Below are 26,172 nucleotides of genomic sequence, written 5' to 3'. Positions count from 1 at the left end.
CGCCCGACAGATCTACCGCGCCCTCAACGCCACCGCGCGCTACGACCCCGACCTCACGAACCCGACCCCGGCTTGACAGGACATAGAAGGATCGCCGGGTCCGGTACTACCTCGGCAGGTGCGGGACTACCTCGGCGAGACCGGCTCCCCCTCGGGAGCGGGCTCCGGCGCCGCGGCCGCGCGGTCGGCCGGGGCGCTCAGGTGGCCCGTGCGCCGCAGCCACCACTCGGCGAGCAGCGTCGTCAGGGGCGGGACGGCGGCCGCGAGCGCCACGAGCGTGCGGAACCAGCCCCAGCGCAGCTTGACCGCGGCGACCAGCGCGACCACCACGTACGCCACGAACGCCGCGCCGTGCAGGCGGCCGAACAGCCAGACCCCGGCCTCCGTCGTCTCGGTGACGTACTTGAGGAACATCCCCACCAGCAGGCCCGCCCAGGTGAACGCCTCGATCACGGCGATCACCGCGTACACGCGGCCGGTGCGGGACAGGGGCTGGCGGGCGGGCGACGGCGACGCGGCAGGCATGCGGGACCTCTCGGGCGGTGCGGGACGGCGGTGCGCCCCAGTCTGCCCGACGGGCGCCATCGTCCCGCCCGACGAGGTGACAGCCCGTCGCCACCCTGGGCGCGGCACTTTCCGCTCGGCGCGGCAGTTCGAACTGCCGCGCCGAGCGCAGACTGCCGCGTCGAGCGCGGCGGGTCGGTCGGGGACCGGTCAGGCCAGCGGGCCGAGGGCCGCGCGCCGGTCGGTGCCGGACAGTGCGGCGGCGAGCGCGGGCTCGTCGAGCGCGTCGACCAACCGCTTCTCCTCGTACCGGAAGTGCGTCTCCATGACGGCGTCGATGCCGTCCAGGTGTCGGCCGAGCGTCGCCGCGCCCGCGCCGGCGTCGACCGCGCGCGACAGCTCGCCGAGCAGGTGGTCGAGCATCCGGTGGTCACGCTGCAGCTCGGCGACGACGTCCACGAGGTCCGGGCGCAGGTCGAGCAGGGCGGTGAAGACGCTGACGTCCTCGCCGCGGTGGTGTCCCTCCAGCGCCTGGCAGAACCCGTGGCAGTAGAGGCCCGGCAGGCGGCGGGGATCCGCCTCGGCCGGGGCGTCCACGGCGTCGTCGGCGGTGGCGACGGTGGCGACGGCCTCCCGCGCGACCTCCAGCGCGTCGCGGAGGCGGGCGTGGACGGCGAGCAGCTCCTGTCCCCACGCGACGAGGCGGGCGGCGGGGTCGGGGGTGGCGGGACGATCGGTGGGCGGCGTGGTGGTCTCTCGGTCCTGGTCGGTCACGATGCGCCGAACCTAGCAGCGGGGCAGCGCGGGTACGGTGGCGGCCGTGCTCGACTCCCCCACCACGGCCGACGACGTCCCGCTGATCGGCGCTCCCGACGGCGACCTGCTGCACGTCATGAGCCTCAACGTCCGCTGCGCCATCGACGACACGGTGCCCGGCAGCCCGGACCACTGGCCGGACCGTGCGCCCCTCGTCGCGGAGCTGCTGGGCCGGGAACGACCGACCCTGCTCGGCCTGCAGGAGGCGCGCTTCGGGCAGCTCACCGCCGTGACCGCCGTCCTCGGGGACGGCTACCGGTCGGTGGGCCACGGGCGCGACGGGGGCGCCGCCGGGGAGCACGCGGCGATCGTCTACGACGCGCGCCGGCTGACGCTGCTGTGGTGGGACCAGTACTGGCTGTCCGACACGCCCCGGCTGGCGGGCTCGACGTGGGACCACGTCTACCCGCGCGTCGTGACGTGGGCCCGGTTCCGCGACGAGCGCACCGGTCGCGAGCTGCTGCACGTCAACTCGCACCTGGACCACGAGTCCGCCGACGCGCGGGAGCGCGGCGCCCGCGTGGTGCTCGACGAGATCCGGTCGGCCGGACTGCCGGCGGTGTTCACGGCCGACACGAACGCACCGGCGGCAGCCTCCGCGCCCTACGACGTGCTCGTCACCGACGGCGGCCTGCTCGACACCTGGCGCGCGGCGGCGGAGCGGCTGACGCCGGAGGTCGGCACCTTTCCGGACTACGGCGACCCGGTGCCCGGCGGCGAGCGCATCGACTGGATCCTGGCGTCGGGCGGCACCGAGGTGCTCGGCGCCGGCATCAACACCTGGCGTCGCGCCGGCCGCTGGCCCAGCGACCACACCCCGGTCCAGGCGCTGCTGCGGCTGCCGGCCGCCTGAGCACTCCGCGGGCGCCGAGCGCTCGGCGCGGCACTTTCGGCTCGGCGCGGCAGTTCGAACTGCCGCGGTGAGCCGAGACTGCCGCGCTCAGCGGTCGGCGGGTCGACTCGACCGGGGGGTCCGACGCCGTCGAGCGATGAGTCCGACCGGCGCGCGGCGTCCACCCCTGCATGACGCGACCTCCTGACCCGTCGTCCGTCGGGCCCGCGGACGGGGACGCCCTCGGCCCGGAGCTCTTCACCGACGGCGCGGCACCGCTGTGCTACCAGGCCGTCGGAGACCCCGCCGACCCGACGATCCTGCTGCTCGGCGGCGTGGCGTCGTCGATGGACTGGTGGCCGGCGGACCTCTGCGCCGCGCTGGCCGCGGCCGGGCGCCGCGTGGTCCGGTACGACCACCGCGACACCGGCCGCTCCACGACCTGCCCGCCCGGCGCCCCCGACTACACGGGCCGCGACGTCACGGAGGACGCGCTGCGGGTGCTCGACGCCGCCGGCGCCGCCCGGGCGCACCTGGTGGGCCTGTCGATGGGAGGCGTCATCGCCCAGGAGCTCGCGCTCGAGCACCCGGACCGCGTCGCGTCGGCCACGCTGATGTCCACGTCGCGCGCGTTCGCCGGGCCCGACGACGCCGCCCTGCCACCGTCCGACCCCGCGCTGCACGGGCTCTGGGACGGGCCGTCCCCCGACCCCGCGGACACCGCCGCGCTGGTCGACGCCGCCGTCGCCGAGGACCGCGCCCTCACCGGCCGCGGCGACTTCGACGAGGCCCGCACCCGCGCCGTCGCGGCCCGCGCCGTCGAGCGCTCGATCGACGCCACCGCAGGGACGAACCACTTCGCCGCCGAGCCCGGCGCCCCGTTCGAGGGCACGCTCGCGGACCTCACCGTGCCGACGCTCGTCGTGCACGGCAGCGAGGACCCGCTGTTCCCCGGCCACGGCGCGGCGCTGGCGGCCCGGATCCCCGGGGCGCGGCTGCTGGTGCTGGACGGCGTCGGCCACCAGGTCGCGCCGCCGTCGTCGTGGGACGTGCTCCTCCCGGCCCTGCTCGCGCACACCGCCGCGCCCACCATCGAGCGGACCGGCGCGCACCACCGCGGGTGACGGGTCCAGGATGGGCGGCATGTCCTCCCTCACCCTCACCACCTGGGGCCACGCCGGCGTCCGCCTGGAGCGCGACGACCGCACCCTCGTCATCGACCCCGGCACGTTCACGGACCCGCGCATCCTCGACGGCGCGGATGCCGTGCTCGTCACCCACGAGCACTTCGACCACGTGGACGTGCCCCGCGTGGCGGCCGCGGCGGCCGCCGACGGCGGGCCCGAGCTGTGGGCGCCGGCCGCCGTCGTCGAGCAGCTCGTCGAGGCCGGCGCGCCCGAGGCACGGCTGCACGCGGTGGACGGCGGCGCGTCGTTCGACGCGGCCGGGTTCGCCGTGCAGGCCCTCGGCCACGTGCACGCGACCATCCACCCGGACATGACGCCGCCGGCCAACGTCGCCTACCTCGTCGACGGCGCGGTGCTGCACCCGGGCGACTCGTTCACGCCCGCCCCCGACGGTGTGCGGGTCGACGTGCTGGCGCTGCCGGTCGCGGCACCGTGGCTCAAGCTCGCGGAGGCGGTCGACTACGCGCGCCAGGTGGCGCCGCGCGTCGCCGTCCCGATCCACGACGCGATCCTCAACGACGCCGGCCTGGCGCTGGTCGACCGCGTCGCCGGCGGGCTCGCCGGCGCCGACTACCGCCGCCTGGCCCCCGGCGAGCCGCTCGAGGTCCCCCTCCCCTGACCTTCGAGCAAGGTCAGCCTCGGCTCAGGGGCACGACGTCGGCGAGCGGCGCCTGCAGCTCCGCCGACCCGCCCGCGGGCCGGAACCCCAGCGCGACGTTGATCGCCAGCATCGGCGCGTTCGTCTCGTTGTTCCAGGTCGAGATGCGGCGGGCGGCGGGGCGCAGGTGGGTGTGCTCCCGCAGGTTCACCGCCTTGAGGAGCATGCCGAGCCGGTGGCCGCGGTGCTCGCGCAGCACCACCGTGCTGTCCTGCTCCGTGAGCCCGGGCCGGTCGTCGTCCCCGACGAGCAACGTCATCCCCGCCAGGGTGCCGGTGGCGACGTGCTCCGCCACGGTGACGAGCCCGACCCGGCCGCTCTCGGCCCGCTTCGCCTCCTCCAGGCGGATGCGTGCGCCGTCCCACCGCTCGGCCTCGAGCGCGAGGCCGCCGTTCGGCTCGTCCTCGGACAGGCTGTGCTCCAGCGCCGCGAGCTGGTCGACCCACCGCTCGGGCGCAGGGTCCTGCCAGGTGTGGACCCGGTAGGCGTCGCCGGCCCGGGCCGCGGCATCGGCGGCGAACCGGTCCACGACGTCGTCGGGCAGCGGGACGTCGAGGACGGACCGTCGCGCCACGATCTCCAGCCCCAGCCCGGCCCGGCGCGCGAACCGCATGCCGGGCAGGTCGGCGGACACGTGGCCCGGGCCCTCCCGGGGCGCGACCGCGTCCGGGGCGTCGGCGGGCGGCTCGTCGGCGAGCTCGACCTCCGCGAACAGGGTGGTGCGGCACTCCGTGAGCGCGACGCGGCGCAGCCGGTCCGCGACCGCCGACCCGATCCCCTGCCCGCGGTGGGCGGGCAGCACCGCGACGCGCACGACGGCGAGGTGCCGGTTGTCGGAGACCGGCAGCGTGAGCACGCCGTGGCCGACGACGAGCGGCGCGCCGTCCTTCGTCTCCCCGTCCAGCGCGACGAGCCGATGGCACCGTGCGTGCTCCTGGTGGAGGTCGCCGACCAGCAGGTCGACGGCGCGAGGCGCGAGGTCGTCGTGACCGAGGTCGGCCAGCCCCACGGCACGCTCGAGCTCCGCGATGCCGTGGTACGCCCAGGCCTCGGGGACGTCGAGGCGGTCGGCGCGGGGCGGTTCGGCCAGGCGCCACGTCGGTGTGGTCGCGGGGGTGCTCATGAGGTCACGGTGCGCCGCGGGGGTGCTCCGCGTCACGGGCTTTTCGACGGTCGACGTCGCACGCCCGGCGCCGCGACGCGTAGGGTTCCTGACCGTGACGACCGAGACCCCGCTGCCGGTGACCACGGGCCGACTGGTCCTGCGCGCGCACCGCGCGGAGGACCTCGAGCCCCTGCTCGCCTACTACGCCGACCCCGACGTGGCGCGCTACCTGCTCGAGGAGCCGTGGACGCCGGACGTCGCGGAGGCACAGCTCGCGAAGCGGCTCGCGCGCACCCGGATCGACGAGCCCGGCTCCGCTCTCGCCCTCGTCGTCGAGCACGACGGCCAGGTCGTCGGCGACGTCGCCCTGTGGACGACGGGCGACACCGTCTCCCGCGGTGAGATCGGCTGGGTCTTCCACCCCGACCACACCGGCCAGGGCTTCGCCACCGAGGCCGTGCGCGCGGTCCTCGACCTGGCGTTCGGCTTCTACCGCATGCACCGCGTCGTCGCGCAACTCGACGCCCGCAACGAGCCGTCCGCCCGCCTGTGCGAGCGCGTCGGCATGCGGCGCGAGGGCCACCTGCGCCAGGACTGGTGGTCCAAGGGCGAGTGGACCGACACCCTCGTCTACGGGGTGCTGAAGGGTGACCGCGAAGCCTGACGCCGCCTCCGGGCGGCGTCGCCCGACAACCTTTCCCGCGACGACGGCGTCTATGTCCCGTGAACACACGAGACAGGCAGGACCCATGACGAGCGAGAGCGCCGTGGCGCTCTTCTCCGAGGCGAGCGACGACCGCGTCCGGGTGGTCGCCGCCGGCGACTCACCGGCCGACCGCTTCACCGCGTTCGCCGCGGCCAGCACCCCGGCGCTCTCCCGGATCGCGTACCTCCTGTGCGGGGACGAGCACCGCGCGGGCGACCTGGTCCAGCTCGCGCTGGAGCGGACCTACCGCGCGTGGGCGCGGGTCGAGGGCGGCGACCCGTTCGCCTACGCCCGCCGCGTCATCGCGACGGCGCGCATCGACGGGTGGCGACGCACCCGCCGCGACGTGCTCTCCGACCCCGCCGACCTGCGGCCGGCACCCGTGCCCGACGGCACGCGGACGGTGGTCGACCGCGACCGGCTCGTCCGGGCGCTGCGGCAGCTCCCCGAGGCGCAGCGCCGCGTCGTCGTCCTGCGCTACCTGCTGGACCGCTCGGAGCAGCAGACCGCGGACGAGCTGGGCATCTCGACCGGCTCGGTGAAGTCCGGCGGGTCGCGCGGCCTGGCGAGGCTGCGGGAGCTGCTCGGCGCCGACGGCACGACACCGACATCCGCACCGTCATCCAGGACGACACCCACAGCGACACCCACAGCGACGAGGAAGGGGACGGTCCGATGACCCTCCAGGACGATTTCGTGACCGAGCTCCAGCACGCGGCCGACCGGGTCGAGCCGGTCACCGCGCTCGACGGGGCGGCGATGGGCCGCCGTGCCGTCCACCGGGTGCGGGCCCGGCGGGCCGCGCTGACCGGCGTGGGGGCGCTCGCCGCCGTGGGCGCCGTCGCGGGCGTGTGGCAGGGCACGTCGACCGGCGGCGTCGTGAGCCCGGCGTCCCAGGACGTGCCCGAGGGCTGGACGCCCGTCGCCGTCGGCGGCGTGCGGCTCGCGGTGCCGCCCGGGCTCGAGCCGACCGTCGACGGCGTCTGGGAGCAGGGCCCGGACGACGAGGGCGGGGACTTCGTGCAGGTGCAGGCCGCGCCGGACGCGCCCCTCGCGCCCCCGGGCTCGGGGCTCACCCCGACGGACGTCAGGATCCCGGGGGCCGAGTCCGCCCGGTACGTCGTCGAGCAGGCCGACGACCCGACGGTCGTGCAGGACTTCCTCGGGAAGCTGCAGGTCACGCTGGAGTCGGGCGACGTGGTGCAGCTGTCGCTGGTCTGGGTGGACGGCGCCGAGGGCGAGGCGGTGTTCTCCGACCTCCTGGGGACCGTCTCGGTCGACGAGGACGCCGGCACCCTGCCGGACCCGGACGGGACGGCCGTGCTGCAGCCCCTCGACGGCTACGCCGCCGGTGTCCCGGAGGGCTGGGAGACGGCGGCGTTCCTCGGCCTGGAGTACGCGGTGCCACGCGGCTGGGCCGCGGACGACGGCGTCGCCGACGCGTTCCCCGCCGGTTCCCGGATGCGGTCCGCGAGCGCCGACGGCTCGTCCGCCCTGACCGTCCTCGAGTCGGGCGACGTCGCCGGGTGGCCCGACTCGATCGCGTCGTCGCCGCTCGAGCCTGCGTCCACGTTCCCGCTCGACGGCGCGGACGTGGTCCAGGTCGAGACCCGGACCGAGGACGGCGTCGACCGCACCACCGCGCACCTGCGGCGCGAGGGCGGGCGCGGCTACATCGTCACCGTCGAGACGCCCGCCTCCGCGGAGGGGCGCGGGCTGACGCGGCAGCTGCTCGGCACGCTCGGCTTCTCCGGCGCGGCGGACCAGGTGCCGGACGTGCAGGACCTGCCGGAGCTCCCGACGTCGGCCGTCCCCGACAGCTGGAGCGAGCTGTCACCCGACGGGACGGGGCTGCAGCTGGCCCTGCCGGACGGGTGGGAGGCGACCGCGCCGGCCGACGGGATCGACTGGTCGGCGGGCCGCTCCGGGGAGACGGTCACGGTGGTGGCAGGGTCCGGCGACGCCCCCGGCGCCGTCCCGGCAGCCGGGTACCGGTACGACGTCCCGGGCGCGGACGCCGTCGTGATCCAGCAGGGCGACGACTCCACGGCGGACGGCGAACCGTGCTTCCGGGGGACGGTCGAGCTGCGTCAGGGCGACGACACGGTGGTGCTGTCGTACACCGGGCCGCGCGGCGAGGCCTCGCAGGAGCGGTTCGGCAGCCTCGTGCGGTCGCTCCGGGTCTCCGGGAGCTGAGGCGGCGGGCCAGTCGTCGACGTAGCGGTTGGTCCTCGTCCCCCCGCGGGACGGGGACCAACCGCTATCTCGACCGGTCCGGACGCGCGACGTGCTCCGCCAGGAACTCGCCCCATGTCTGCTTGCCGACGGCGCGGTCCGGCGCGAGGTTGCCGCCCGCCGCGTAGGCCCGTGACGCCGCGCCCGGCACGCGCGCCGGCATCGTGGGGCGGTGCGACCCGATGGCGTCGAGGTAGTCGCGCACCATCCCGCGGAACGTGTGGATCTCGGGCCCGGCGAGGTCGGGCACCCGCCCCTGCGGGTCGCCGAGGGCGAGCTCGACCAGCCGCGCCGCGACCTCGTCCGCCGCGATCGGCTGCGCCCGCCAGCCCGACGGCGTGGGCACCACCGGCAGCTTCGCGAGGGCCCGGGCGGCGATGAGCACCAGCTCGTGGAACTGCGTGGCGCGCAGGTTGCTCCACGGGATCCCGGACTCCTCCAGCACGCGCTCCTGGGCGAGCTTGCTCTCCATGTAGCCGAGGGCGCGGCGGTCGAAGCGGGACCTCACGGGCACCTTCTCCGCGCCGACCACGGAGACGTTCACCAGGTGCGGCTCGCTGCCCGCGTCGCGGACCGCCCGGACCAGGGCGCGCGCCATCGGCTCGTTGTGGAGCTGGTCGCCCGCGAGGTGCACGACCACCTCCGCGTCGCCCACGGCCTGCGCCAGGCCCGCGCCCGTCGCCCAGTCCGCGACGACGTACCGCACGCCGTCCCCGTCCGCGTGCCGGCTGCGGCTGAGCACCCGCACCTGTGCGCCGGTGCGTACCAGCCGCGGCACCACCAGCCTGCCGAGGTGCCCCGTCCCGCCGGTGACCAGGATGCGTGCCATGCCGTCCTCCTCCGTCGTCGCGCGACCACCGCGCGTCCTGCCACCCCGACGACGCCGGCGGCCCGGACGTGACGGCGAGGCCCGGTGCCGCTGCTAGGGTCCGCGCGTGATCGTGGACCTGACCACCGAGAACGTCGGGGAGTGCGCTCGACTGTTCGTCCGCACCTTCTCGGCCCACCCCTGGAACGAGTCGTGGACCGAGGCCGACGCGGCCCAGCGGCTCGGCGACGTGCTGGGGACGCCACGCTCCGCGGGGGTGTGCGCCCTCGGGGACGACGGGGCGGTCCTCGGCTTCGTCCTCGGTCATCGCGAACGGGTGGGTGCCGAGGACCACCTGCTGGTCAAGGAGATGTGCGTCGCGCCCGACCGTCAGCGGGAGGGCTGGGGCTCCCGGCTGCTCGCCGCCCTGCAGCACCGCCTGCCCGACGTCGAGCACTGGTATCTGCTGACGATGCGGGACAGCCCGGCGGCCGCGTTCTACGAGGCCCACGGGTTCCGGCCCGCGTCGCGGGTCGGCGTCTACGTCCGACCCTGACGCTGCCAGGACGGTGGTCCTCGCGTCGCGCACACCGTCGGGTACGGTGCCCGGGTGACCGACGAGCACGGGACCACCGACGACCGGCCGCGCGCGAACCTGGTCCGCGCGGGGACGACGCCCCTGCTGTTCGGCGCGCTCGCCTGGCTCGTGGGGCTCGCCACGAGCAGCGCCGCCATGCTGCAGGTCGGGCAGGCGTTCCGGGCGGTCGGCCTCGGGGCGCTCGCGGCCGCAGCCGCCCGGACGCTCTGGGAGCAGCGGCACGACCGGCTGCACCCTGCCGCCCAGGTCGCGGTGTTCCTGGTGGGCGCGCTGGTCACGTACGTCGCCTTCGGCGAGGTCGCCGGCTTCACCGGGATCTGAGCGCGGCTCAGGTGACCGGGTCCTGGAGGCGGGGCAGCGTTGCGACGAGGGTGTCGCGGATGTACGTCAGCTCCGGCGTCTGCTCCCACTCGGCATCGGCGGGCACGTCATCGTCGCCGGCCTCCGCCCACTCGCCGGCGGCGTCGTCGGCCTGGGGGGTGCTGTAGACCCACCACAGGTTGTTCCAGGGGTCGACGAAGCGGGAGAAGACCTCGCCGAAGAAGGCGGTGGGCTCCGTCACGACGTCCGCGCCACCGGCCCGCGCCCGCTGGAGCACCGCGTCCACGTCGTCGACGTAGACCTGCAGCAGCGACGGGGTGAACGGCCAGCCGGGCTTGCGCTCGCCGAACATGACGGTGGTGCCGCCGACCTGGAGCTCGGCGTGCAGCAGCAGTCCGTCGTGGTCGACGGTCCGCGCGTCGGGGTGCTCGACGCCGTCGAACACGTCGACGAGGAAGAGGATGAGGTTCTCGACGTCGCGGCTGATGATGAACGGGTTGATCGTCGAGAAACCTGGGGGGACGGCCATGGTGGCTCCTTTCGTCCCCGCCATCACACCCCGCCGGCCGGGGTCCGGTCTTGAACGAGAACGTCACTCGGCGTCGGGCCGACGACGGGCGGCGGCCGCGAGCACCGCCGCCGGGGTCCGTCCGCGGATGAGGCGCAGGCTGCGGGTCAGGTGCGCCTGGTCGGCGAACCCGCTCCGCGCCGCCGCCTCTGCCGGAGCGACACCGGCCTGCAGCAGGGCGTACGCCCGCTCGGCCCGTCTGACCTGCTCCACCTGCCCCGCCGTCAGCCCGACGGTGCGCCGGTAGCGGCGCTGCCAGGTGCGCGGCGACGCGCCGTCCCGCTGCCCGTCGAGCGCCGAGCGCACGCCGTCGTCCACGCCCAGCGGGCCGAGGCGCACCATCTCGTCCACCCAGTCCTCGAGCTCGTCGAAGGCCGGGAGCGTCGTCCACCGCTCCCCGAGCCGGACCTGCCCGGAGCGCACCGGCAGGTCGACGGTGGCCCCGAGCACCGGCTGCTTGTCGAGGCCCGTGACCACCACGAACGGCGCCAGCTCCACGCCCCAGTAGCTCTCCCCCACGACGCTGGTCGTGCTGCGGGCGCTCACGCTCGGCCCGTCGAGCTCGCCGCCGAGGCTCCCGTCGGCGCGGCGGATGAAGGAGATGCCCCAGTACTCCGAGCCCGCCACGAGGTACTCTCCCGGCTCCTCCACGGTCGCGCGCCACACCGTGCGCACCGCAGGGGTCGAACCCGGCCGTTCGAGCCACATGACGTCACGGTATCGCCGGGCTCACCGCCCGGGCCTGTCCGGGGTCTCGGTGTCGAGCGGGTAGCGACGCCGCAGCAGGATCCGCTGCACCAGGGTCCACGCCACCGTCACCAGGAGGTACAGGCCCGCGGCGAGCGGCACGAAGCACGCGACGGCGGCGGTGACGAACTGCAGCGCGCCGAGCGCGCGCTGCATCCCCGGCGCCCCGGCGGCCGGCCCCGTGCCCGACGCAGAGGCCGACGGGAGGGCCAGCGCCCCGCCGGGCAGGGCGGCGCGCCGCGACAGCTCGCTCACGAGCGCGACGGCGAGCACGAGCCCGCCGAGCACGGCCACCGCCGCGACGCCAGGCGCCCCGCCGGAGAGCATCCCGACGAGGCTCGCGCCGAGGGGCACCCCGAACAGGGTGTGGCCCAGCAGGGCGTTGGCCCCGCCCGCGATCTCCGTGTGCACGAACACCGCGTAGATCACGCCGACCACCGGGGCCTGCAGCAGCATCGGCAGGCAGCCGGCCAGGGGCGTGGTGCCCTCGTCTGCGTAGAGCTGCATCGTGGCGCGCTGGAGCGCGTCGGGGTCCTTGCGGTGGCGGCGCTGCAGCTCGGCGATCCGGGGGGCGAGCCGCACCCGCGTGCGCTCGGCGCGGGCCTGCGAGATCCCGACGGGGATGAGAGCGGCGCGGACTGCGAGCGTCACGGCGACGACTGCGGCGGCCGCGGCCGCGGCACCGAGCGCCGGTTCGAGCAGGTGGGTCAGGCCCATCAGGGCGTGGTACGCGCCGCCGAGCACGGCGGCGACTGGGGGCAGGGCGAAGGGATCCATGGGGGTGTCCTCGGTCGAACGGAAGGGGTTCGCGTTCGCCGAGCACCCCGCGGGCGTGCGGGGTCCGCCGCGCAGCGGCGCGGCGTCGTGCCGTCCGGGCGGAACGGTCAGGCGCGGACGGTCAGGGCAGGGCCCGGGGGTGCTCAGCCGGCGAGGACGCCGGGGGCGCGCGGCCGGGGACGGCCGGGCGCGTGGGGATCGCTCTGGGTCACGAGCGGCGGGGCGTCGTCGGCGCGTCGCACGACGGGCGCGGTGACGGGCACGAGGCGCGGGGCGGACGCCGTCGCCCGGGCCACGAAGGTGAGCGCCATCGCGGCGAGGCCGGCGGCGCCGACCAGGAGGAGCAGGGTCGTCAGCGTCGGGGTGCCGAGCAGGACGGCGAGCGACGACGACACGTCGCGCGCCAGCACGAGCAGGGCGTCACCCATGCCGACCTCCCTCCCGCGTCTTGGACCGTCCCGTCACGATAGCGCGCGCCCGTCAGGTCCCGTCGGCGGGGCGGGCGAACGCGACGAGCACCCCGCCGTCCCGCATCAGGCGCCGACGTAGTCCGCGAGGTGCTCGCCGGTGACGGTGGAGCGGGCGGCCACGAGGTCCGCGGGCGTGCCCTCGAAGACGACCGTGCCGCCGTCGTGCCCGGCGCCCGGGCCGAGGTCGATGATCCAGTCGGCGTGCGCCATGACGGCCTGGTGGTGCTCGATGACGATCACCGTCTTGCCGGCGTCCACGAGCCGGTCGAGCAGGCCGAGCAGGTTGGCGACGTCGGCCAGGTGCAGGCCGGTGGTGGGCTCGTCGAGGATGTACGTGCCGCCCTGCTCGCCCATGTGCATGGCGAGCTTGAGCCGCTGCCGCTCGCCCCCGGACAGGGTGTTGAGGGGCTGGCCGAGCTTCACGTAGCCGAGCCCGACGTCCTCCAGGTGCGCCAGGATCTTGTGCGCGGCCGGGATCTTCGCCTCCCCCTCGCGGAAGAACGCGTGCGCCTGCGCCACGGAGAGGTCGAGCACGTCGGCGATGTTCTTGCCGCCGAGGGTGTACTCGAGCACGGACGCCATGAACCGCTTGCCGCCGCAGTCCTCGCACGGCGTCTCGACGGTCTCCATGAAGCCGAGCTCGGTGTAGATGCGGCCGTTGCCCTTGCAGGTGGGGCACGCGCCCTCGGAGTTCGCGCTGAACAGGGCCGGCTTCACGCCGTTCACCTTGGCGAACGCCTTGCGGATCGGCTCCAGCAGCCCGGTGTAGGTGGCGGGGTTGGAGCGTCGCGAGCCCTTGATCGCGCCCTGGTCGACGACGACGACGCCCTCGCGCCCGGCGAGGTTGCCGTGGATGAGCGAGCTCTTGCCGGAGCCCGCCACACCCGTCACGACGGTGAGGACGCCGGTCGGGACGTCGACGTCGACGTCGCGCAGGTTGTTCTGGGAGGCGCCGCGGATCTCCAGCGCGCCGGACGGCTCCCGGACCGACTCCTTGACGCTGACGCGGTCGTCGAGGTGTCGGCCGGTGAGGGTGCCGCTCGCGCGCAGCCCCTCCAGCGTGCCCTCGAAGCAGATGGTGCCGCCGTCGGTCCCGGCGCCGGGGCCGAGGTCGATCACGTGGTCGGCGATCGCGATGGCCTCCGGCTTGTGCTCGACGACCAGCACCGTGTTGCCCTTGTCCCGCAGCTCGAGGAGCAGGCCGTTCATCCGCTCGATGTCGTGCGGGTGCAGGCCGACGGTCGGCTCGTCGAAGACGTACGTCACGTCGGTGAGCGCCGACCCGAGGTGCCGGATCATCTTGGTGCGCTGCGCCTCGCCGCCCGACAGGGTGCCTGCCGGCCGCTCCAGCGACAGGTAGCCCAGCCCGATCTCGACGAACTTGTCGAACAGGTGCAGCAGGGCGCCGACCAGCGGCGCGACGCCCGCGTCGTCGATCCCGCGTGCCCACTCGGCGGCGTCGGTGATCTGCATCCGGCACACGTCCGCGATGCCGGCGCCGTTGACCTTCGCCGACCGGGCGGACTCGTTGAGCCGGGTGCCGTCGCACTCCGGGCAGGGCACGAACACGGCGGCCCGCTCGACGAACGCCCGCAGGTGCGGCTGCAGCGACTCGGGCGCCTTGCTGAACATCGACTCGCGCAGCTTGGGGATGAGGCCCTGGTAGGTCATGTTCATCCCGAGGGCCTTGATCTTGCCCTTCTCCTTGTAGAGGAAGTCGTGGCGCTCGGTGTCTGTGAAGTCCTTGACCGGCTTGTCGCCGTCGAGCATCCCGGACTCGGAGAAGCCGCGGACCATCCACCCGTCGGCCTTGTAGCCGGGCACGAGGATCGCGCCGTCGTTGAGCGACAGCGACTCGTCGACGATGACGGACAGGTCGAGGTCGGAGACCGTGCCGCGGCCCTCGCACTCGGGGCACATGCCGCCCAGGTACACCTGGTTGCGCACGACCTTCTTCTCGACCTCACCCCCGGCCTTGCCGGTGCTGAACACCCCGCTGGCCGTCGACGTCGGGATGTTGAACGAGAACGCCGTCGGCGGGCCGACGTACGGCTCGCCCACGCGGCTGAACAGGTTGCGCAGCATCGCGTTCGCGTCGGTGACCGTGCCGACCGTCGAGCGCACGTTGGCGCCCATCCGCTCCTGGTCCACGAGGATCGCTGTGGTGATGCCCTCCAGGACGTCCACGTCCGGGCGCGGCAGCGACGGCATGAACCCCTGCACGAACGTCGAGTACGTCTCGTCGATGAGGCGCCGCGACTCGGCGGCGATCGTCGCGAACACCAGCGAGCTCTTGCCCGAGCCCGACACCCCCGTGAACACGGAGAGGCGACGCTTGGGGATCTCGACGTCCACGTCGCGCAGGTTGTTCTCGCGTGCGCCCTGCACGCGGATCAGGTCGTGCGCGTCGGCGGCGTGGTCGGTCGTGGTCACGGCGGAGCTCCTCTTTGTCGTGGTGGTCGTCGATGGTCGTCGGCGCACGGTCACACGCGGGTGAGCGGGAGGTGCGGCGGCGCCGGCAGCGCGACGTCGACCGCGTCCCCGGGCCGGACCGTGCCGCCCCGCGAGACGATCCCCATGACGCCGGCGAGCCGCTCGACCTCGCCGCTGTCCCCGCGGCGCACCAGCTGCTTGAGCAGGCCCGGCTGGAAGTCGTTGATCTGCTGGCAGGGGTTGCGCAGCCCGGTGACGGTCACGACGGCGTCGCCGATCGTCAGCCGGGCGCCCACGGGCAGCGCCAGCAGGTCGATGCCGCGGGTGGTGATGTTCTCCCCCAGGTCGCCGGGCGCCACGTCGTGACCGGCGGCGGCGAGCCGGTCGAAGAGCTCGCCGTGGATGAGGTGCACCTGGCGCAGGTTCGGCTGCGACGGGTCCGCGGCCACCCGGCTGCGGTGCTGCACGGTGACCCCGGCGTGCGCGTCGCCCTCGACCCCCACGCCCTCGAGGAGCACGACCCGGTCGGCCGACGGCTTGCTGAAGCCGTGGTCGCCGCTCGCGTGCACGGAGTCGACCCGGCCCGTGGCCGGCGGGGAGGTCCGTGCGCTGGGCGAGGGGTCCGTGACGGTCACCGAGGTCTCCTTCGGTCGATGGGTGCGACGGCGCGGCTCAGCCGTGCAGCTCGGCAAGAGCCTTGTCGATGCGGCGCGCCCGTGTCGAGGCCTGCTTGGCGCCGTCGACGTCGAGCACGAGGCGCCGTCGACGACCCGGGGGAAGGGCATCGTACGCCGTACGGGCGACGGGGTCGGCGTCGAGCGCGCGGGCGAGGTCCTCGGGCTCGACGACGACACGCGGCTCGGTGTCGAGCGCCAGCTCGACCTCCACCTCGGCGCCGACCTCGAGGCCCGCGGCCTCCCGGTTCGCCCGGCTCAGCCCCAGCAGGTGCCGGCCCCGCATGATCGCGACCCGGCTGCGCCACGTGTGGCCGTTCACGGAGATCGTCACCGGCGGCCGGGCGCCGCCGCCGAGGGCCTCGACCACCTCCGGCGGTACCTCGAGGCCCTTCATCTTTTCGGCGGGCTCGACGACGGCGCGGAACCTCATGACCACTCCTTCGCTGCCGTCGGCGCGGACGGCAGTCGCCCGGGTGAGGCGCGGGATCCCGGGGACGCACACCTCAGGCGCCGGCCGGGACGAGGCGGACGACCGGGTACTGCCGGTCGCTCTTGCTCTGGTGCTTGGCGATGGTCGGCGCGGCCGCGGCGATCGCCGGCCACACCCTGGCGCGCTCGGCGTCGTCGAGGACGTGCGCCGTCACGGGCGTGGTGCCGGACCCGTGCAGCTCGACCGCGACCTGCTCCGGGTGCGCGACAAGGTTCGCGAACCAGCCGGGGTGGCGCGTGCCGCCCCCCGACGCGACCACGAGCCGGCCGCCCGCGCCGTCGTCGAACCAGGCCAGCGGGTTCTCCCGCGCCTCGCCCGTGCGACGGCCGACGGTGTGCAGCACCAGGAGGTCCATGCCCATCATCTGTCCGCCCTTGCGGCGGATCTTCTTGGCGGTGCTCGCGTTGGCCTGCCGCTGGACCCACAGGGACAGAGGACCGGGGGTGCCCTTCGGGCGCTTCGTCGCCTGCTGCTGTGTCACGTCGTCACCCGACCTGGTCGATGCGGACCATGTTGCCCGCGGGGTCGCGGAAGGCGCAGTCGCGCACGCCCCACGGCTGCTCGGTGGGCTCGGAGACCACCTCGGCGTCGGCGGCCTGGAGCTTGGCGAAGACGCCGTCCAGGTCCTTCGTGCCGAGGATGATCGACTGGTAGCTGCCCTTGGCCATGAGCTCGCGGATGGTGCGGCGCTCGTCCTCGGTGACACCGGGGTCGGCGGCGGGCGGGGTGAGGACGAGGCGGGTCTCGGGCTGCGCCGGCGAGACGAAGGTCAGCCAGCGCATGTCGCCCTGGCCGACGTCCTGGACCAGCTCGAAGCCGAGCAGGTCACGGAAGAAGCCGAGGGAGGCCTCCGGGTCGGTGTGCGGGAGGAAGGTCGTGTGGATGGTGATGTCGATGTCGTTCGTGGAGTCGCTCATGGAATTCACGCTAGGTGGAGGTCCACGGCCGGCGCTTCTCGATTCCTGACCGGTCGGGTCGCCTGCTTCGTGACGCACGACGGCAGCTCCCCCGCCGCCGACGTCCGGGCCCGCCGCGCGTACTCGCTGGGCGACATCCCCACCAGCTCCGCGAACCGGGTGCTGAACGTGCCGAGCGACGACGACCCCACCTCGAAGCACACCTCCGTGACGCTCAGGTCGCCCCGGCGCAGGAGGGTCATCGCCCGCTCGATGCGCCGCGTCATGAGGTAGCTGTACGGCGACTCCCCGAACGCGGCCTTGAACTGCCGGCTCAGGTGCCCGGCGGACATGTGCACGCCGCGGGCCAGGGCCTCCACGTCCAGCGGCTGCGCGAACTCCCGGTCCATCCGGTCGCGCACGCGTCGCAGCAGCGCGAGGTCGCGCAGCCGGTCGGCGTCGTTGCTGGTCACGGTGCGATGCTTCCACGGCCCGCCGACGCCCGCGCGATGTCCTCGGCGGGCGTCAGCCGACCACCCGGGCGTGCACGTGCATGTCGTGCCACCCGTCGAGGTGCCGCACGGACTGCCGCAGCACGCCCTCGGCCTCGAACCCCGCCTTCTCGGCGACGCGGCACGACGACGCGTTGCCCGTGGAGTGCACCAGCTCGAGGCGGTGGAAGCCGGAGTCGAACGCCCACGCGGCGGCGACGTCGAGCGCGGCCGGCGCGACCCCCCGGCCCCGCGCCGCGGGGGCCGTCCAGTACGCGACGACGCCCACGCCGTGCGGGTCGAACGTCTTGACGACCATGCGTCCGAGCACGACGGCGTCGTCCGCGGCGTCGGCCACCGCCCAGCTCGACTCGCGCCCGTCGGCCCAGCCGGCGCGCCAGCCGTCGAGCACCTCGCGCGCCTCGTCGTCCGACTCCAGGACGCGCACGTGCCACCGCTGGATCGCCTCGTCGGCGTAGACGGCGCGCACCGCGGGGGCGTCCTCCGGCCGCCAGGGCCGCAGGCGCGCGCCCGCGGCGGGCACGTGGAGCACCGGCTGCTCGGGGTCGGTGAAGGGCGCGAACGTCACGGGCAGCAGGGTGGGCACCCGGCGATACTGGCACTCCGCCGGGGCGCGCGCCAGCACCGTTCCCGCAGGTCAACCGTGCTGGTGCCCGACAGCGGAACGGCGCGGTCCGTACCCGTCGCCCACCACGGGGCCGGAGGCGTCGTGCCCGCTGTCGTGAACGCCGTCGCGCCGCGACAGCGCCGCCGACGGCCCGGGCCGCGCGCCCGACCCCGGTTCGACGACGAGGAGCTGGCCCATCATCCCCTCGTCCTCGTGCAGCAGCATGTGGCAGTGGTACATGTACGGCAGCACGTCGTCCGTGTAGTCCTCGAACCGCATCAGCAGCCGGTAGGTGCGGCGCGGCTCCAGGTAGACGGTGTCCTTCGGGCCGGCGAGCCCGGGCGGCGGGGCCTCGCCGTCGATCGTGAGGACCCGGAACTGCACGTCGTGCACGTGGAAGCTGTGCGGCATCGGGATGGTGTTGCGCACCTCCCACACCTCGGTGCTGCCGACGGTCGCGACCTCGTCGATGCGGCCGGCGTCCATGCGCTCGCCGTTGATCGTGCGCTCGGCGAGGTCGAACGTGCGGGTCACGGTCGCGTCGTCCTCGTGCAGCGCGTCCTCGGCGGCGTGCTTCGAGCGCCCCCACGACGGCTCCGGCGACGGCGCGAGCTCGTCCGCCGCGCGCAGCTCCAGCACGTCGAACGCGTCGTTGCCGCCCATCGCGAACGGCGCGGCGACGCCGCCCAGGTCCACCTCCGCGGAGCGCAGCCGCGTCGTCTCGCCGGGCGTCATCGCGACCACCACCTCGGCCCGCTCCCCCGGCGCGAGGCGCACGTGGTCCAGCCGCACGGGGGCGCCCAGCAGCCCGCCGTCCGTGGCGACGAGGTCCATCCCCCGGTCCGCGAACCCGAGGGAGTACGTGCGCGCCGTCGACCCGTTGAGCAGCCGCAGCCGCACCCGCTCGGTCGTGACGCGCTGGTACGCGCCGGCGACGCCGTTCGTCACGACCGTGCTCCCGAGCGTGCCCGGCTCGCCGCCGTCGTCCTTCAGCACGAGCCGGCCGTCGTCGCCGATCACCTTGTCCTGCACGACGACCGGGACGTCGTCGACGCCGTACTCCCGCGGCAGGTCGGCGGCGCGCGACGCGTCGTCGTCGAGCAGGAAGAGTCCCGCGAGACCCCGGTAGACGTGCTCCTCCGTCTCGCCGTGCGGGTGCGGGTGGTACCAGAGCGTCGCGGCGGGCTGGTCGATCGTCCATGTCGGCCGCCACGTGGCGCCCGGCTCGACCGGCTGGTGCGGGCCGCCGTCCATCGACGCCGGCAGGTGCATCCCGTGCCAGTGCACGCTGGTCGTGACGTCCAGGTCGTTGGTGACCTCGACGGCGACCTGCTCGCCCCGCTCCGCCCGCAGCGTGGGGCCGAGGTACGGGCCGTCGAAGCCCCACGTCGGGGTCCGGGTGCCGGGCAGCAGCTCGGTCGTGCCCTCCTGCGCGGTGAGGCCGAACGTGCGCACCCCGTCCACCACCTCCGACTCCGCGAGCGGCGGGATCGGCAGCGCGCGGTCGAACCCCGGCTCGTCGACCGGTGTCACCGAGCCCGGGATCGCGCCGCACCCGGCGGCCAGGAGCGGGACGACGGCGGCGAGCGCCGTCGCGCGCAGCACAGCGCGCCGCGTCGGTCGCGGTGCCGGGCGCGGCGTCATCGGGCGCCGCCGCGGGCCTTCTGGACGCCGAGCGCGACGACCCCGGCGACCGCGCCCCAGCCGGCGTCCATCGCGAGCGCCGGGAGCGCCGCCCACGCGGCCGCGCCCTCGCCGCCCAGGCCGACGCCGCCGAACAGCGTCGAGACGAGCAGCCCGACGACGCCGGACGCGAGGCCCGTCATCGTCAGGGTGAGTACGGGGCGGGCCACGCGGCCGAGGCCGACGACGCCGATCCACACGACGGCGGTGAGCGCGATGATGCCGAGCGCCCGCGGCGCGCCCGTGCCGCCGAGGCCGGTGAGCCCGGTGAGCGGCCAGAGCAGCGCCAGCGACGCGAGCCCGGCGACGAGCGGCCAGGAGATGCCCGCGCGCGGCGGCGTCGGTGTCGAGGGCGGTACCGGAGGCTGTGGACGGGGCTGGGGAGACGGCTGGGGAATGGGCTGGTTCGAGGTCATGCCACGACCCTCCCCGCCGACGCGGGTGCGCCGCATCGGCCCGGGAGCGTCTCCTGATGTCGCCCCCGAGCGACAGCGACCCTGACCCGACCCCGACCTCCCCGCCGCCGACCAGGCGGTTGACACCGTTATCGGAAGGGATTCCGCCCGATAACGGTGTCAACCGCCTGTTCGGCACCCTCCGGGGGTGGCACCTAGCCTGGCGGCATGACCTCGTCCGCGACGGCGCCGCCGAGCCCGTGGGTGACCGACGTCGTGCTGGCGCTGGCGTCGACGCTCGTCGTGGCGGTCGTCATCGCGGCCGACCCGTCGGGCCAGGGCGACGCCGGCGCGGCGGCCTACCTGTTCGCGGCGGGGTTCGGCGCGCTGGTGCTGCTGCGCCGCGTCGCCCCGCGCACGATGCTCGTGCTCACGTTCCTCGGGGTGTGCGCCTACTACGCCCTCGGGTTCGCGCCGATCGGGATGGTGCTGCCCGCGGTCGCCGCCCTGTACGCGGCGGCGGAGCGCGGGCGCACCGCCTGGGCGGCGGGCACCGGCGTCGTGCTCGTCGCGGTCGCCACCTGGTTCCGCGTCACCGACGACGACGTCGACCCGAGCGTCACCCTCACGGCCTACGACCTGGTCACCAACGTCGCGCTGACGGCCGCGGCGGTCGCGCTCGGCGTCGCCGTCCGGCTGGCCCGGGAGGCCCGTGAGCGCGCCGCCCTGGTCCGCGAGCTCACGGCCGAGCAGGAGGCGCACGCCGCGCAGGAGCGGCTCCAGGCCGAGCGGCTTCGGATCGCCCGGGACCTGCACGACACCGTCGGCCACCACCTGTCGGTCGTCGCGCTGCACGCCGGCGTCGCGGACGAGGCGGTCGGGCGGGACGACGGCGCGGCGCACGACGCGCTCGCCCGGATCCGGGAGGCGGCGTCGGGCACCCTCGACGAGCTGCGCGCCACGGTGAAGGTGCTGCGCGAGCCCGCGCCCGACGCCGCGCCGCGAGGAGCCCTCGGCCTGGCGGGACTCGACGGCCTCGTCGCGCCGGTGCGGGCGGCCGGCGTCCAGGTGGAGGTGCGGGACGACGTCCCGGCCGGCGCGCTGAGCGACGCGATCGACGCCGCCGCGTACCGCATCGCCCAGGAGGCGCTGACCAACGTGCTGCGGCACGCGGACGCCCGGCACGTCCGGGTCGAGGCCGCCGTCGACGACGGGCGGCTGCGCCTGGCCGTGACCGACGACGGCCGCGGGTCGACCCCCGGCGCCGGGCCGGGAGCCGGGCTCGCGGGGATGCATGAGCGCGCGGGCCTGCTGGGCGGCACGCTCACCGCGGGCGACGCGCCGGGCGGCGGGTTCGCCGTCGTCGCCGACCTCCCGACGACGCTGCCCCGGTGAGGCCGGAGCCCGCTCGACGCGGCAGTTTCGGTTCGGCGCGGCAGTTCGGACTGCCGCGCCGAGCACGAACTGCCGATCTGACAGGGCCGACCGGCCAGACTGGAGCCATGATCCGGGTGGTGCTGGTCGACGACCAGGAGCTGGTGCGCGCCGGGCTGCGCCCGCTGGCGGAGCTCGACGGCGACATCGCTGTCGTCGGCGAGGCGGCCGACGGCCGCGCCGGCCTGTCGCGCGTGCGGGAGCTGCAGCCCGACGTCGTGCTGATGGACGTCCGGATGCCCGGCCTGGACGGCATCGAGGCGACGAGGGCGATCGTCGCCGACCCGGAGCTGCGCGCCGTCCGCGTGCTCGTCCTCACCACGTTCGACGAGGACGAGCACGTGGTCGAGGCCATCCGCGCGGGCGCGGCGGGCTACCTGCTCAAGGACGTCTCCCCCGGCGACCTGCGGACGGCGATCCGCACCGTGGCCGCCGGCACCTCGCTGCTGTCCCCCGCCGTCACGGCCGGGGCGATGCGGGCCGTCGCCGCCGCGCCGCCCCGGCTCGACGACGCCGCCGTCGCCGTCCTCACCGAGCGCGAGCGGGAGGTGCTCACCCTGGTCGGGCGCGGCCTGACCAACGACGAGATCGCCCGCGACCTGTACCTCAGCCCCGCCACCGCGCGCACGTACGTCAGCCGGCTGCTCGCCCGGCTGGACGCCCGAGACCGCGCCGCGCTCGTCGTGCTGGCCTACGAGACAGGGCTGGTGCGACCGGGCGCGTAGCACGCCGGCGACCGCCGCCGTGTCGAGCAGCCTGCGCGAGCCCTCGAGTGGCCGGGCGACACGGCTAGGGCCGGGACACCGCTCAGACCAGGCCGAGCTCCCGCGCTCGCACGCCCGCCTGGAACCGTGACCCGGCGCCGAGTGCGGCCATCAGCTCGGCGACGCGGCGACGGTACGTGCGCACGCCCATCCCCATGGCACGGGCGGCGGTCTCGTCCTTGACGCCCTGTCCGAGCAGGTCGAGCACCTGGGGCGCGATCGCGCGGATCTCGGCGATGCGGGCGTCGAACACCGCGAGGTCGGTCGCCGACCGCCAGGCCGCGTCGAACAGCGAGGTGACGCCCTGCACCGCCTCGGGCTGCGTGATCACGCTGTACGAGCGCCGTCCGGCCTGGACGTCGCCCGCGAGGATCACGAGCCGGCGGTCCAGGACGATCGTCTCGTTGATCTCGTCCGTGGTGATGCGCACCTGCGCGCCGTACCGGTCACGCAGCAGCTTCAGGTGCCGGGTGGCGACGGGGTCGAGCAGGACGCCCGACCGGTAGACCTTGCGGACGGTGGCCTCGCCCCGCGGCGGACGCTCGGCCACCAGGCCCTCCGCCCGGTGCGCCGCCTGCCAGGTGAAGAGGTCGTTGGCGGCGCACGCGACGTCGGTCGCGGTGGCGAACAGGTGCGCGGTGCGGGCGAGGAGCTCCTCCTCGCCCCGGACGATCGTGACGGCCTCTCCGGTCTGCATGCCCTCGATCCTGCACCCGGTGGCAGGGTCCTGCCAGGGTCGGCAACAACCTGCCATCGCCGCGGGCCGGGCGCGGGAGGCGCGGAGGCTGGACCGCATGACCACCACGACCAGCACCCCGTCCACCACGACGACCGCCCCCGCCGCCGCCGCCGGCACCTGGCGGCTCGGCGACCGCACCGTGAACCGCCTCGGCTTCGGCGCCATGCGCCTCATGGGCACGTTCGGCGCGGCGACCCCCCGGCCGCGGGAGGACGCGATCGCCGTCCTGCGCCGCGCCGTCGAGCTCGGTGTGAACCACGTCGACACCGCCGCCTTCTACTTCTTCCCCACCCGGTCGGCCAACGAGCTGATCGGGGCCGCGCTCCAGCCGTACGCCGACGACCTGGTGATCACCACGAAGATCGGCGCGTCCCAGTCGCGCGACGGCGCGTTCGAGCCCTACGCCCGACCCGACCAGCTGCGCGGCCAGGTCGAGGAGAACATCCGGCAGCTCGGCCTCGACCAGCTGGACGTCGTGAACCTGCGCTGGGGCACCGGCCTTACGACCGAGCCCGGTTCGGTGGCCGAGCACGTCGGCGCCCTCGCCGAGCTCCGCGACGCGGGCCTGGTCCGCAACATCGGCGTCTCCAACGTCCTGCCGGAGCAGCTCGACGAAGCCCTGTCGATCGCCCCGATCGTGTGCGTGCAGAACCGCTACGGGCTCACGGAGCGCACCGACGACGGACTCCTCGCGCGGTGCGGCGAGCTCGGCATCGCGTTCGTGCCGTTCTTCTCCATGGGTGCGGCGGTCCCCGGGGCCGTCCCGGGCGGCACCGCCGACGAGACCGGGGCGGAGCAGGTGGCCGACGTCGCGGCACGGCACGGCGCGACGCCGACCCAGGTGCGGCTGGCGTGGACCCTGCACCGCGGGCCGCACGTGCTCGCCATCCCCGGCACGGGCGACGTCGCGCACCTGGAGCAGAACGTCGCCGCGGCGGGCCTGCCGCTGACCGACGACGACCTCGCCGTCCTTGACGCGATCGCCTGAACCCACCCGAGCACCGCCGAACAGGCAGTTGTGCACCTTCTGACGCCTCGGAAGGTGCACAACTGCCTGTTCGGCACCTCGTCCGGCGGCAGTCTGGCTGGGGTACACGAAGACCTGTACCGTCGCGCCCATGGAGACCGTGACGCTCACGCACACCGCCGCGCTGGCGCGGCTCGGGCACGCACTGTCGGACGGCACCCGGACGCGCATCCTGCTCGTGCTGCGCGACGCGCCCGCCTACCCGTCCGACCTGGCCGCGACGCTGGGCGTCTCCAAGCAGGTGATGAGCAACCAGCTCGCGTGCCTGCGCGGCTGCGGCCTGGTCGTGGGGCGCCAGGACGGGCGCCGCACCGAGTACCGGCTGTCCGACCCGCACCTCGCGCACGCGCTCGGCGACATGCTGCGGCTGGCGCTCGTCGTCGACCCGGACTGCTGCGGGCCGGACTGCACCTGCGCCACGCCGGGCGCGCCCCACGGCCCCACCGGCGCGGAGGACGCCGCGTGAGCCACGACCACTCCCACGCGCACGGCGCCGCCGACCACCGGGGCCGGCTCGCGGTCGCGTTCGGCATCACGGCCGCGATCCTCGTCGCCCAGGCCGTGGGGGCGCTGCTCACCGGCAGCCTCGCACTGCTGGTCGACACGGCGCACATGCTCACGGACGCGGGCGGGCTGGCGCTCGCCCTGTTCGCCGCGCACCTGTCGCTGCGACCGGCGTCGCCGCAGCGCACCTGGGGCTACCGGCGGGCCGAGGTCCTGGCCGCGCTCGCGCAGGCGGCCGTGCTCCTCGTCGTCGGCGTGTACGTGCTCGTCGAGGCCGTGCTGCGGCTCGCCGAACCGCCGGAGATCCCGTCCACCCAGCTCGTCGTCTTCGGCGTCATCGGACTCGTCGGCAACCTGGCGTCGATGGCGGTGCTCGCCGGACGCCGGGACGCCAACCTCAACCTGCGCGCGGCGTTCCTCGAGGTGGTCAACGACGCGCTCGGCTCGGTGGGCGTCATCGTCGCCGCGATCGTCATCGCCACCACCGGCTGGCAGCAGGCCGATGCCGTCGCCGCGGTGCTCATCGGGGCGCTCATCCTGCCGCGCGCGGTGAAGCTGCTGCGCGCCGCGCTGTCGGTGCTGCTGGAGTCCGCCCCGCCGGGGCTGGACCTCGAGGAGGTGCGCGCACACCTGCTGCGCGTCGAGCACGTGCGCGACGTGCACGACGTGCACGCCTCCCTCATCGCCACGGGCCTGCCGATCCTGTCGGCGCACGTCGTGGTCGACTCGGGCTGCTTCACCGACGGGCACGCCGGCCGCATCCTCGACGAGCTGCAGGAGTGCGTGGCCACCCACTTCGACGTCGCCGTCGAGCACTCCACGTTCCAGGTGGAGCCGGACACCCACCCGGAGCACGAGCACCCCACGCACGCCTGACCTGCGGGCTCGCGGAGCTCCGTGCCCGATGCTGTGCTGGGCACATGTCCAGCAGCCCCGATGCCACCCCGACCGCCCACTCCGGCGAGCCGCACCCAGGCGAGCCGCACGCGAGCGGCCTGGCCCAGCGGCTGAACTGGCTGCGGGCGGGCGTGCTGGGCGCGAACGACGGCATCGTCTCCGTCGCGGCCGTCGTCGTGGGCGTCGCCGGCGCGACGCCGGAGCGGGCGCCGGTCCTCACGGCGGGGCTCGCGGCCCTGGTGGGTGGCGCGATCTCGATGGCGCTGGGCGAGTACGTGTCGGTGTCCAGCCAGTCGGACAGCGAGAAGGCGCTCATCGCCAAGGAGAAGCACGAGCTCGCGACCATGCCGGACGAGGAGTTCGACGAGCTCGTCGGCCTCTACCGTGGGCAAGGCCTCAGCGAGGGCACCGCCCGCCAGGTCGCGACCGAGCTCACCCACCACGACGCGCTCGGCGCGCACCTGTCCGCGGAGCTCAACATCGACCCCGACGACGTCGTCAGCCCCTGGCACGCCGCGTGGGCGTCGCTGCTCGCGTTCCTGTGCGGCGGCGTGCTGCCCATGCTGGCCGTGCTGTTCGTCCCGGAGCCGTGGAAGATCGCCGGCACGTTCGTCGTCGTGCTCGCCGCCCTCGGCACGGCCGGCTCGATCGCCGCGTGGATCGGCGGGTCGTCGCGCACCAGGTCCGTCACGCGCGTCGTCGTCGGGGGCGCGCTGGCGCTCGGCGTCACCTTCGGACTCGGATCGCTGCTCGGCACCACCGGTGTCGTCTGACCCTGTCCT

At 75.1% G+C, this 26,172-nt stretch carries 32 protein-coding genes; 14 read left to right on the top strand and 18 right to left on the bottom strand.

The window, feature by feature from the left end:
• Window positions 1-126 precede the first annotated feature (126 nt).
• Window positions 127-525, bottom strand: a complete 399-nt coding sequence (locus ABZ493_RS01930) for a DUF3817 domain-containing protein (RefSeq protein WP_430580486.1) — start codon at window positions 523-525, stop codon at window positions 127-129.
• A gap of 189 nt (window positions 526-714) precedes the next feature.
• A complete protein-coding gene (locus ABZ493_RS01925; RefSeq protein ID WP_430580485.1) occupies window positions 715-1,278 on the bottom strand; it encodes a hemerythrin domain-containing protein in 564 nt (187 codons plus the stop codon).
• 46 nt (window positions 1,279-1,324) lie between these two features.
• Here ABZ493_RS01925 and ABZ493_RS01920 point away from each other — a divergent pair, with 46 nt between their 5' ends.
• The 3 genes from ABZ493_RS01920 (at window position 1,325) to ABZ493_RS01910 (ending at window position 3,958) form a co-directional block, all read left to right on the top strand.
• Complete coding sequence (locus tag ABZ493_RS01920) at window positions 1,325-2,173, top strand: endonuclease/exonuclease/phosphatase family protein (protein ID WP_430580484.1); 849 nt, start codon at window positions 1,325-1,327, stop codon at window positions 2,171-2,173.
• 170 nt (window positions 2,174-2,343) lie between these two features.
• Window positions 2,344-3,276 (top strand): alpha/beta fold hydrolase, encoded by a 933-nt coding sequence (locus ABZ493_RS01915; RefSeq protein WP_430580483.1) that lies wholly within the window; start codon window positions 2,344-2,346, stop codon window positions 3,274-3,276.
• A gap of 19 nt (window positions 3,277-3,295) precedes the next feature.
• Window positions 3,296-3,958 carry an MBL fold metallo-hydrolase gene (locus ABZ493_RS01910; RefSeq protein ID WP_430580482.1) on the top strand — a complete coding sequence of 221 codons (663 nt, stop codon included), beginning with the start codon at window positions 3,296-3,298 and terminating at the stop codon, window positions 3,956-3,958.
• Window positions 3,959-3,971: 13 nt separating this feature from the next.
• Here ABZ493_RS01910 and ABZ493_RS01905 read toward each other — a convergent pair whose 3' ends face one another.
• A complete protein-coding gene (locus ABZ493_RS01905) occupies window positions 3,972-5,120 on the bottom strand; it encodes a GNAT family N-acetyltransferase (protein WP_430580481.1) in 1,149 nt (382 codons plus the stop codon).
• A 94-nt stretch (window positions 5,121-5,214) separates the two neighbouring features.
• Between ABZ493_RS01905 and ABZ493_RS01900 the strand changes: the two genes are divergently transcribed.
• The 3 genes from ABZ493_RS01900 (at window position 5,215) to ABZ493_RS01890 (ending at window position 8,004) form a co-directional block, all read left to right on the top strand.
• Window positions 5,215-5,766: a GNAT family protein gene (locus ABZ493_RS01900; protein ID WP_430580480.1), complete on the top strand. Its 552-nt coding sequence runs from the start codon at window positions 5,215-5,217 to the stop codon at window positions 5,764-5,766.
• 85 nt (window positions 5,767-5,851) lie between these two features.
• Window positions 5,852-6,487, top strand: coding sequence for a SigE family RNA polymerase sigma factor (locus tag ABZ493_RS01895; protein ID WP_430580479.1), 636 nt, complete (start codon window positions 5,852-5,854; stop codon window positions 6,485-6,487).
• Window positions 6,488-6,504: 17 nt separating this feature from the next.
• Window positions 6,505-8,004 carry a hypothetical protein gene (locus ABZ493_RS01890; RefSeq protein WP_430580478.1) on the top strand — a complete coding sequence of 500 codons (1,500 nt, stop codon included), beginning with the start codon at window positions 6,505-6,507 and terminating at the stop codon, window positions 8,002-8,004.
• Window positions 8,005-8,068: 64 nt separating this feature from the next.
• On the opposite strand, the gene ABZ493_RS01885 is transcribed toward ABZ493_RS01890, so the two are convergent.
• A complete protein-coding gene (locus ABZ493_RS01885; protein ID WP_430580477.1) occupies window positions 8,069-8,872 on the bottom strand; it encodes an NAD(P)H-binding protein in 804 nt (267 codons plus the stop codon).
• Between the two features lie 106 nt (window positions 8,873-8,978).
• On the opposite strand from ABZ493_RS01885, the gene ABZ493_RS01880 reads away from it, so the two are divergent.
• On the top strand, window positions 8,979-9,407 hold the full coding sequence (locus ABZ493_RS01880) for a GNAT family N-acetyltransferase (protein ID WP_430580476.1): 429 nt from the start codon (window positions 8,979-8,981) through the stop codon (window positions 9,405-9,407).
• A gap of 54 nt (window positions 9,408-9,461) precedes the next feature.
• Window positions 9,462-9,770 (top strand): hypothetical protein, encoded by a 309-nt coding sequence (locus ABZ493_RS01875; protein WP_430580475.1) that lies wholly within the window; start codon window positions 9,462-9,464, stop codon window positions 9,768-9,770.
• A gap of 7 nt (window positions 9,771-9,777) precedes the next feature.
• Here ABZ493_RS01875 and ABZ493_RS01870 read toward each other — a convergent pair whose 3' ends face one another.
• The 13 genes from ABZ493_RS01870 to ABZ493_RS01810 all read right to left on the bottom strand — a co-directional run bounded on the left by ABZ493_RS01870 (window position 9,778) and on the right by ABZ493_RS01810 (window position 20,046).
• On the bottom strand, window positions 9,778-10,299 hold the full coding sequence (locus ABZ493_RS01870; protein WP_430580474.1) for a VOC family protein: 522 nt from the start codon (window positions 10,297-10,299) through the stop codon (window positions 9,778-9,780).
• 63 nt (window positions 10,300-10,362) lie between these two features.
• Window positions 10,363-11,046, bottom strand: a complete 684-nt coding sequence (locus tag ABZ493_RS01865; RefSeq protein WP_430580473.1) for a helix-turn-helix domain-containing protein — start codon at window positions 11,044-11,046, stop codon at window positions 10,363-10,365.
• A 21-nt stretch (window positions 11,047-11,067) separates the two neighbouring features.
• A complete protein-coding gene (gene yidC, locus ABZ493_RS01860; RefSeq protein WP_430580472.1) occupies window positions 11,068-11,862 on the bottom strand; it encodes a membrane protein insertase YidC in 795 nt (264 codons plus the stop codon).
• 143 nt (window positions 11,863-12,005) lie between these two features.
• Window positions 12,006-12,290, bottom strand: a complete 285-nt coding sequence (locus tag ABZ493_RS01855; RefSeq protein WP_430580471.1) for a DUF6412 domain-containing protein — start codon at window positions 12,288-12,290, stop codon at window positions 12,006-12,008.
• Window positions 12,291-12,395: 105 nt separating this feature from the next.
• A complete protein-coding gene (locus tag ABZ493_RS01850) occupies window positions 12,396-14,765 on the bottom strand; it encodes an excinuclease ABC subunit UvrA (protein WP_430580470.1) in 2,370 nt (789 codons plus the stop codon).
• Between the two features lie 50 nt (window positions 14,766-14,815).
• A complete protein-coding gene (locus ABZ493_RS01845; RefSeq protein ID WP_430580495.1) occupies window positions 14,816-15,334 on the bottom strand; it encodes an MOSC domain-containing protein in 519 nt (172 codons plus the stop codon).
• 103 nt (window positions 15,335-15,437) lie between these two features.
• Complete coding sequence (locus tag ABZ493_RS01840; RefSeq protein ID WP_430580469.1) at window positions 15,438-15,872, bottom strand: YdeI/OmpD-associated family protein; 435 nt, start codon at window positions 15,870-15,872, stop codon at window positions 15,438-15,440.
• A gap of 73 nt (window positions 15,873-15,945) precedes the next feature.
• Complete coding sequence (locus ABZ493_RS01835; protein ID WP_430580468.1) at window positions 15,946-16,413, bottom strand: nitroreductase/quinone reductase family protein; 468 nt, start codon at window positions 16,411-16,413, stop codon at window positions 15,946-15,948.
• Window positions 16,414-16,417: 4 nt separating this feature from the next.
• Window positions 16,418-16,828 carry a VOC family protein gene (locus tag ABZ493_RS01830; protein WP_079574396.1) on the bottom strand — a complete coding sequence of 137 codons (411 nt, stop codon included), beginning with the start codon at window positions 16,826-16,828 and terminating at the stop codon, window positions 16,418-16,420.
• A gap of 26 nt (window positions 16,829-16,854) precedes the next feature.
• Window positions 16,855-17,301, bottom strand: a complete 447-nt coding sequence (locus ABZ493_RS01825) for a helix-turn-helix transcriptional regulator (protein ID WP_430580467.1) — start codon at window positions 17,299-17,301, stop codon at window positions 16,855-16,857.
• Between the two features lie 52 nt (window positions 17,302-17,353).
• Window positions 17,354-17,926, bottom strand: a complete 573-nt coding sequence (locus ABZ493_RS01820) for a GNAT family N-acetyltransferase (RefSeq protein WP_430580466.1) — start codon at window positions 17,924-17,926, stop codon at window positions 17,354-17,356.
• A 51-nt stretch (window positions 17,927-17,977) separates the two neighbouring features.
• Window positions 17,978-19,552 (bottom strand): multicopper oxidase domain-containing protein, encoded by a 1,575-nt coding sequence (locus tag ABZ493_RS01815; RefSeq protein WP_430580465.1) that lies wholly within the window; start codon window positions 19,550-19,552, stop codon window positions 17,978-17,980.
• 35 nt (window positions 19,553-19,587) lie between these two features.
• Window positions 19,588-20,046 carry a hypothetical protein gene (locus ABZ493_RS01810; protein ID WP_430580464.1) on the bottom strand — a complete coding sequence of 153 codons (459 nt, stop codon included), beginning with the start codon at window positions 20,044-20,046 and terminating at the stop codon, window positions 19,588-19,590.
• A gap of 207 nt (window positions 20,047-20,253) precedes the next feature.
• Here ABZ493_RS01810 and ABZ493_RS01805 point away from each other — a divergent pair, with 207 nt between their 5' ends.
• Entirely contained in the window at window positions 20,254-21,420 is a 1,167-nt protein-coding gene (locus ABZ493_RS01805; RefSeq protein WP_430580463.1) for a sensor histidine kinase, read from the top strand.
• A gap of 107 nt (window positions 21,421-21,527) precedes the next feature.
• Window positions 21,528-22,184 carry a response regulator transcription factor gene (locus tag ABZ493_RS01800; RefSeq protein ID WP_430580462.1) on the top strand — a complete coding sequence of 219 codons (657 nt, stop codon included), beginning with the start codon at window positions 21,528-21,530 and terminating at the stop codon, window positions 22,182-22,184.
• A gap of 82 nt (window positions 22,185-22,266) precedes the next feature.
• Here ABZ493_RS01800 and ABZ493_RS01795 read toward each other — a convergent pair whose 3' ends face one another.
• Window positions 22,267-22,920 (bottom strand): DNA-binding response regulator, encoded by a 654-nt coding sequence (locus ABZ493_RS01795; protein WP_430580461.1) that lies wholly within the window; start codon window positions 22,918-22,920, stop codon window positions 22,267-22,269.
• 97 nt (window positions 22,921-23,017) lie between these two features.
• On the opposite strand from ABZ493_RS01795, the gene ABZ493_RS01790 reads away from it, so the two are divergent.
• From ABZ493_RS01790 to ABZ493_RS01775, 4 genes are all read left to right on the top strand, one after another.
• On the top strand, window positions 23,018-23,950 hold the full coding sequence (locus tag ABZ493_RS01790; protein WP_430580460.1) for an oxidoreductase: 933 nt from the start codon (window positions 23,018-23,020) through the stop codon (window positions 23,948-23,950).
• A 130-nt stretch (window positions 23,951-24,080) separates the two neighbouring features.
• On the top strand, window positions 24,081-24,455 hold the full coding sequence (locus tag ABZ493_RS01785) for a metalloregulator ArsR/SmtB family transcription factor (RefSeq protein ID WP_430580459.1): 375 nt from the start codon (window positions 24,081-24,083) through the stop codon (window positions 24,453-24,455).
• Entirely contained in the window at window positions 24,452-25,369 is a 918-nt protein-coding gene (locus ABZ493_RS01780; protein WP_430580458.1) for a cation diffusion facilitator family transporter, read from the top strand. Before ABZ493_RS01785 ends, ABZ493_RS01780 begins: the two co-directional genes overlap by 4 nt.
• Window positions 25,370-25,413: 44 nt before the next feature.
• Entirely contained in the window at window positions 25,414-26,163 is a 750-nt protein-coding gene (locus ABZ493_RS01775) for a VIT family protein (protein WP_430580457.1), read from the top strand.
• Window positions 26,164-26,172: the final 9 nt, after the last annotated feature.

Origin of the sequence: Isoptericola sp. NPDC019482, from assembly GCF_040632295.1 — a bacterium.
Lineage (GTDB): Bacteria > Actinomycetota > Actinomycetes > Actinomycetales > Cellulomonadaceae > Isoptericola.
This window is presented reverse-complemented; position numbering and strand designations above follow the sequence as displayed.

What these genes read in the sequence shown, in the direction of transcription:
- ABZ493_RS01910 (WP_430580482.1), top strand. Translation starts at nt 3,296, where the DNA reads ATGTCCTCCCTCACCCTCACCACCTGGGGCCACGCCGGCGTCCGCCTG.
- ABZ493_RS01800 (WP_430580462.1), top strand. Translation starts at nt 21,528, where the DNA reads ATGATCCGGGTGGTGCTGGTCGACGACCAGGAGCTGGTGCGCGCCGGG.
- ABZ493_RS01840 (WP_430580469.1), bottom strand. Translation starts at nt 15,872, where the DNA reads ATGAGGTTCCGCGCCGTCGTCGAGCCCGCCGAAAAGATGAAGGGCCTC.
- ABZ493_RS01790 (WP_430580460.1), top strand. Translation starts at nt 23,018, where the DNA reads ATGACCACCACGACCAGCACCCCGTCCACCACGACGACCGCCCCCGCC.
- ABZ493_RS01895 (WP_430580479.1), top strand. Translation starts at nt 5,852, where the DNA reads ATGACGAGCGAGAGCGCCGTGGCGCTCTTCTCCGAGGCGAGCGACGAC.
- ABZ493_RS01805 (WP_430580463.1), top strand. Translation starts at nt 20,254, where the DNA reads ATGACCTCGTCCGCGACGGCGCCGCCGAGCCCGTGGGTGACCGACGTC.
- ABZ493_RS01915 (WP_430580483.1), top strand. Translation starts at nt 2,344, where the DNA reads ATGACGCGACCTCCTGACCCGTCGTCCGTCGGGCCCGCGGACGGGGAC.
- yidC (WP_430580472.1), bottom strand. Translation starts at nt 11,862, where the DNA reads ATGGATCCCTTCGCCCTGCCCCCAGTCGCCGCCGTGCTCGGCGGCGCG.
- ABZ493_RS01855 (WP_430580471.1), bottom strand. Translation starts at nt 12,290, where the DNA reads ATGGGTGACGCCCTGCTCGTGCTGGCGCGCGACGTGTCGTCGTCGCTC.
- ABZ493_RS01775 (WP_430580457.1), top strand. Translation starts at nt 25,414, where the DNA reads ATGTCCAGCAGCCCCGATGCCACCCCGACCGCCCACTCCGGCGAGCCG.
- ABZ493_RS01865 (WP_430580473.1), bottom strand. Translation starts at nt 11,046, where the DNA reads ATGTGGCTCGAACGGCCGGGTTCGACCCCTGCGGTGCGCACGGTGTGG.
- ABZ493_RS01905 (WP_430580481.1), bottom strand. Translation starts at nt 5,120, where the DNA reads ATGAGCACCCCCGCGACCACACCGACGTGGCGCCTGGCCGAACCGCCC.
- ABZ493_RS01930 (WP_430580486.1), bottom strand. Translation starts at nt 525, where the DNA reads ATGCCTGCCGCGTCGCCGTCGCCCGCCCGCCAGCCCCTGTCCCGCACC.
- ABZ493_RS01810 (WP_430580464.1), bottom strand. Translation starts at nt 20,046, where the DNA reads ATGACCTCGAACCAGCCCATTCCCCAGCCGTCTCCCCAGCCCCGTCCA.
- ABZ493_RS01785 (WP_430580459.1), top strand. Translation starts at nt 24,081, where the DNA reads ATGGAGACCGTGACGCTCACGCACACCGCCGCGCTGGCGCGGCTCGGG.
- ABZ493_RS01885 (WP_430580477.1), bottom strand. Translation starts at nt 8,872, where the DNA reads ATGGCACGCATCCTGGTCACCGGCGGGACGGGGCACCTCGGCAGGCTG.
- ABZ493_RS01870 (WP_430580474.1), bottom strand. Translation starts at nt 10,299, where the DNA reads ATGGCCGTCCCCCCAGGTTTCTCGACGATCAACCCGTTCATCATCAGC.
- ABZ493_RS01795 (WP_430580461.1), bottom strand. Translation starts at nt 22,920, where the DNA reads ATGCAGACCGGAGAGGCCGTCACGATCGTCCGGGGCGAGGAGGAGCTC.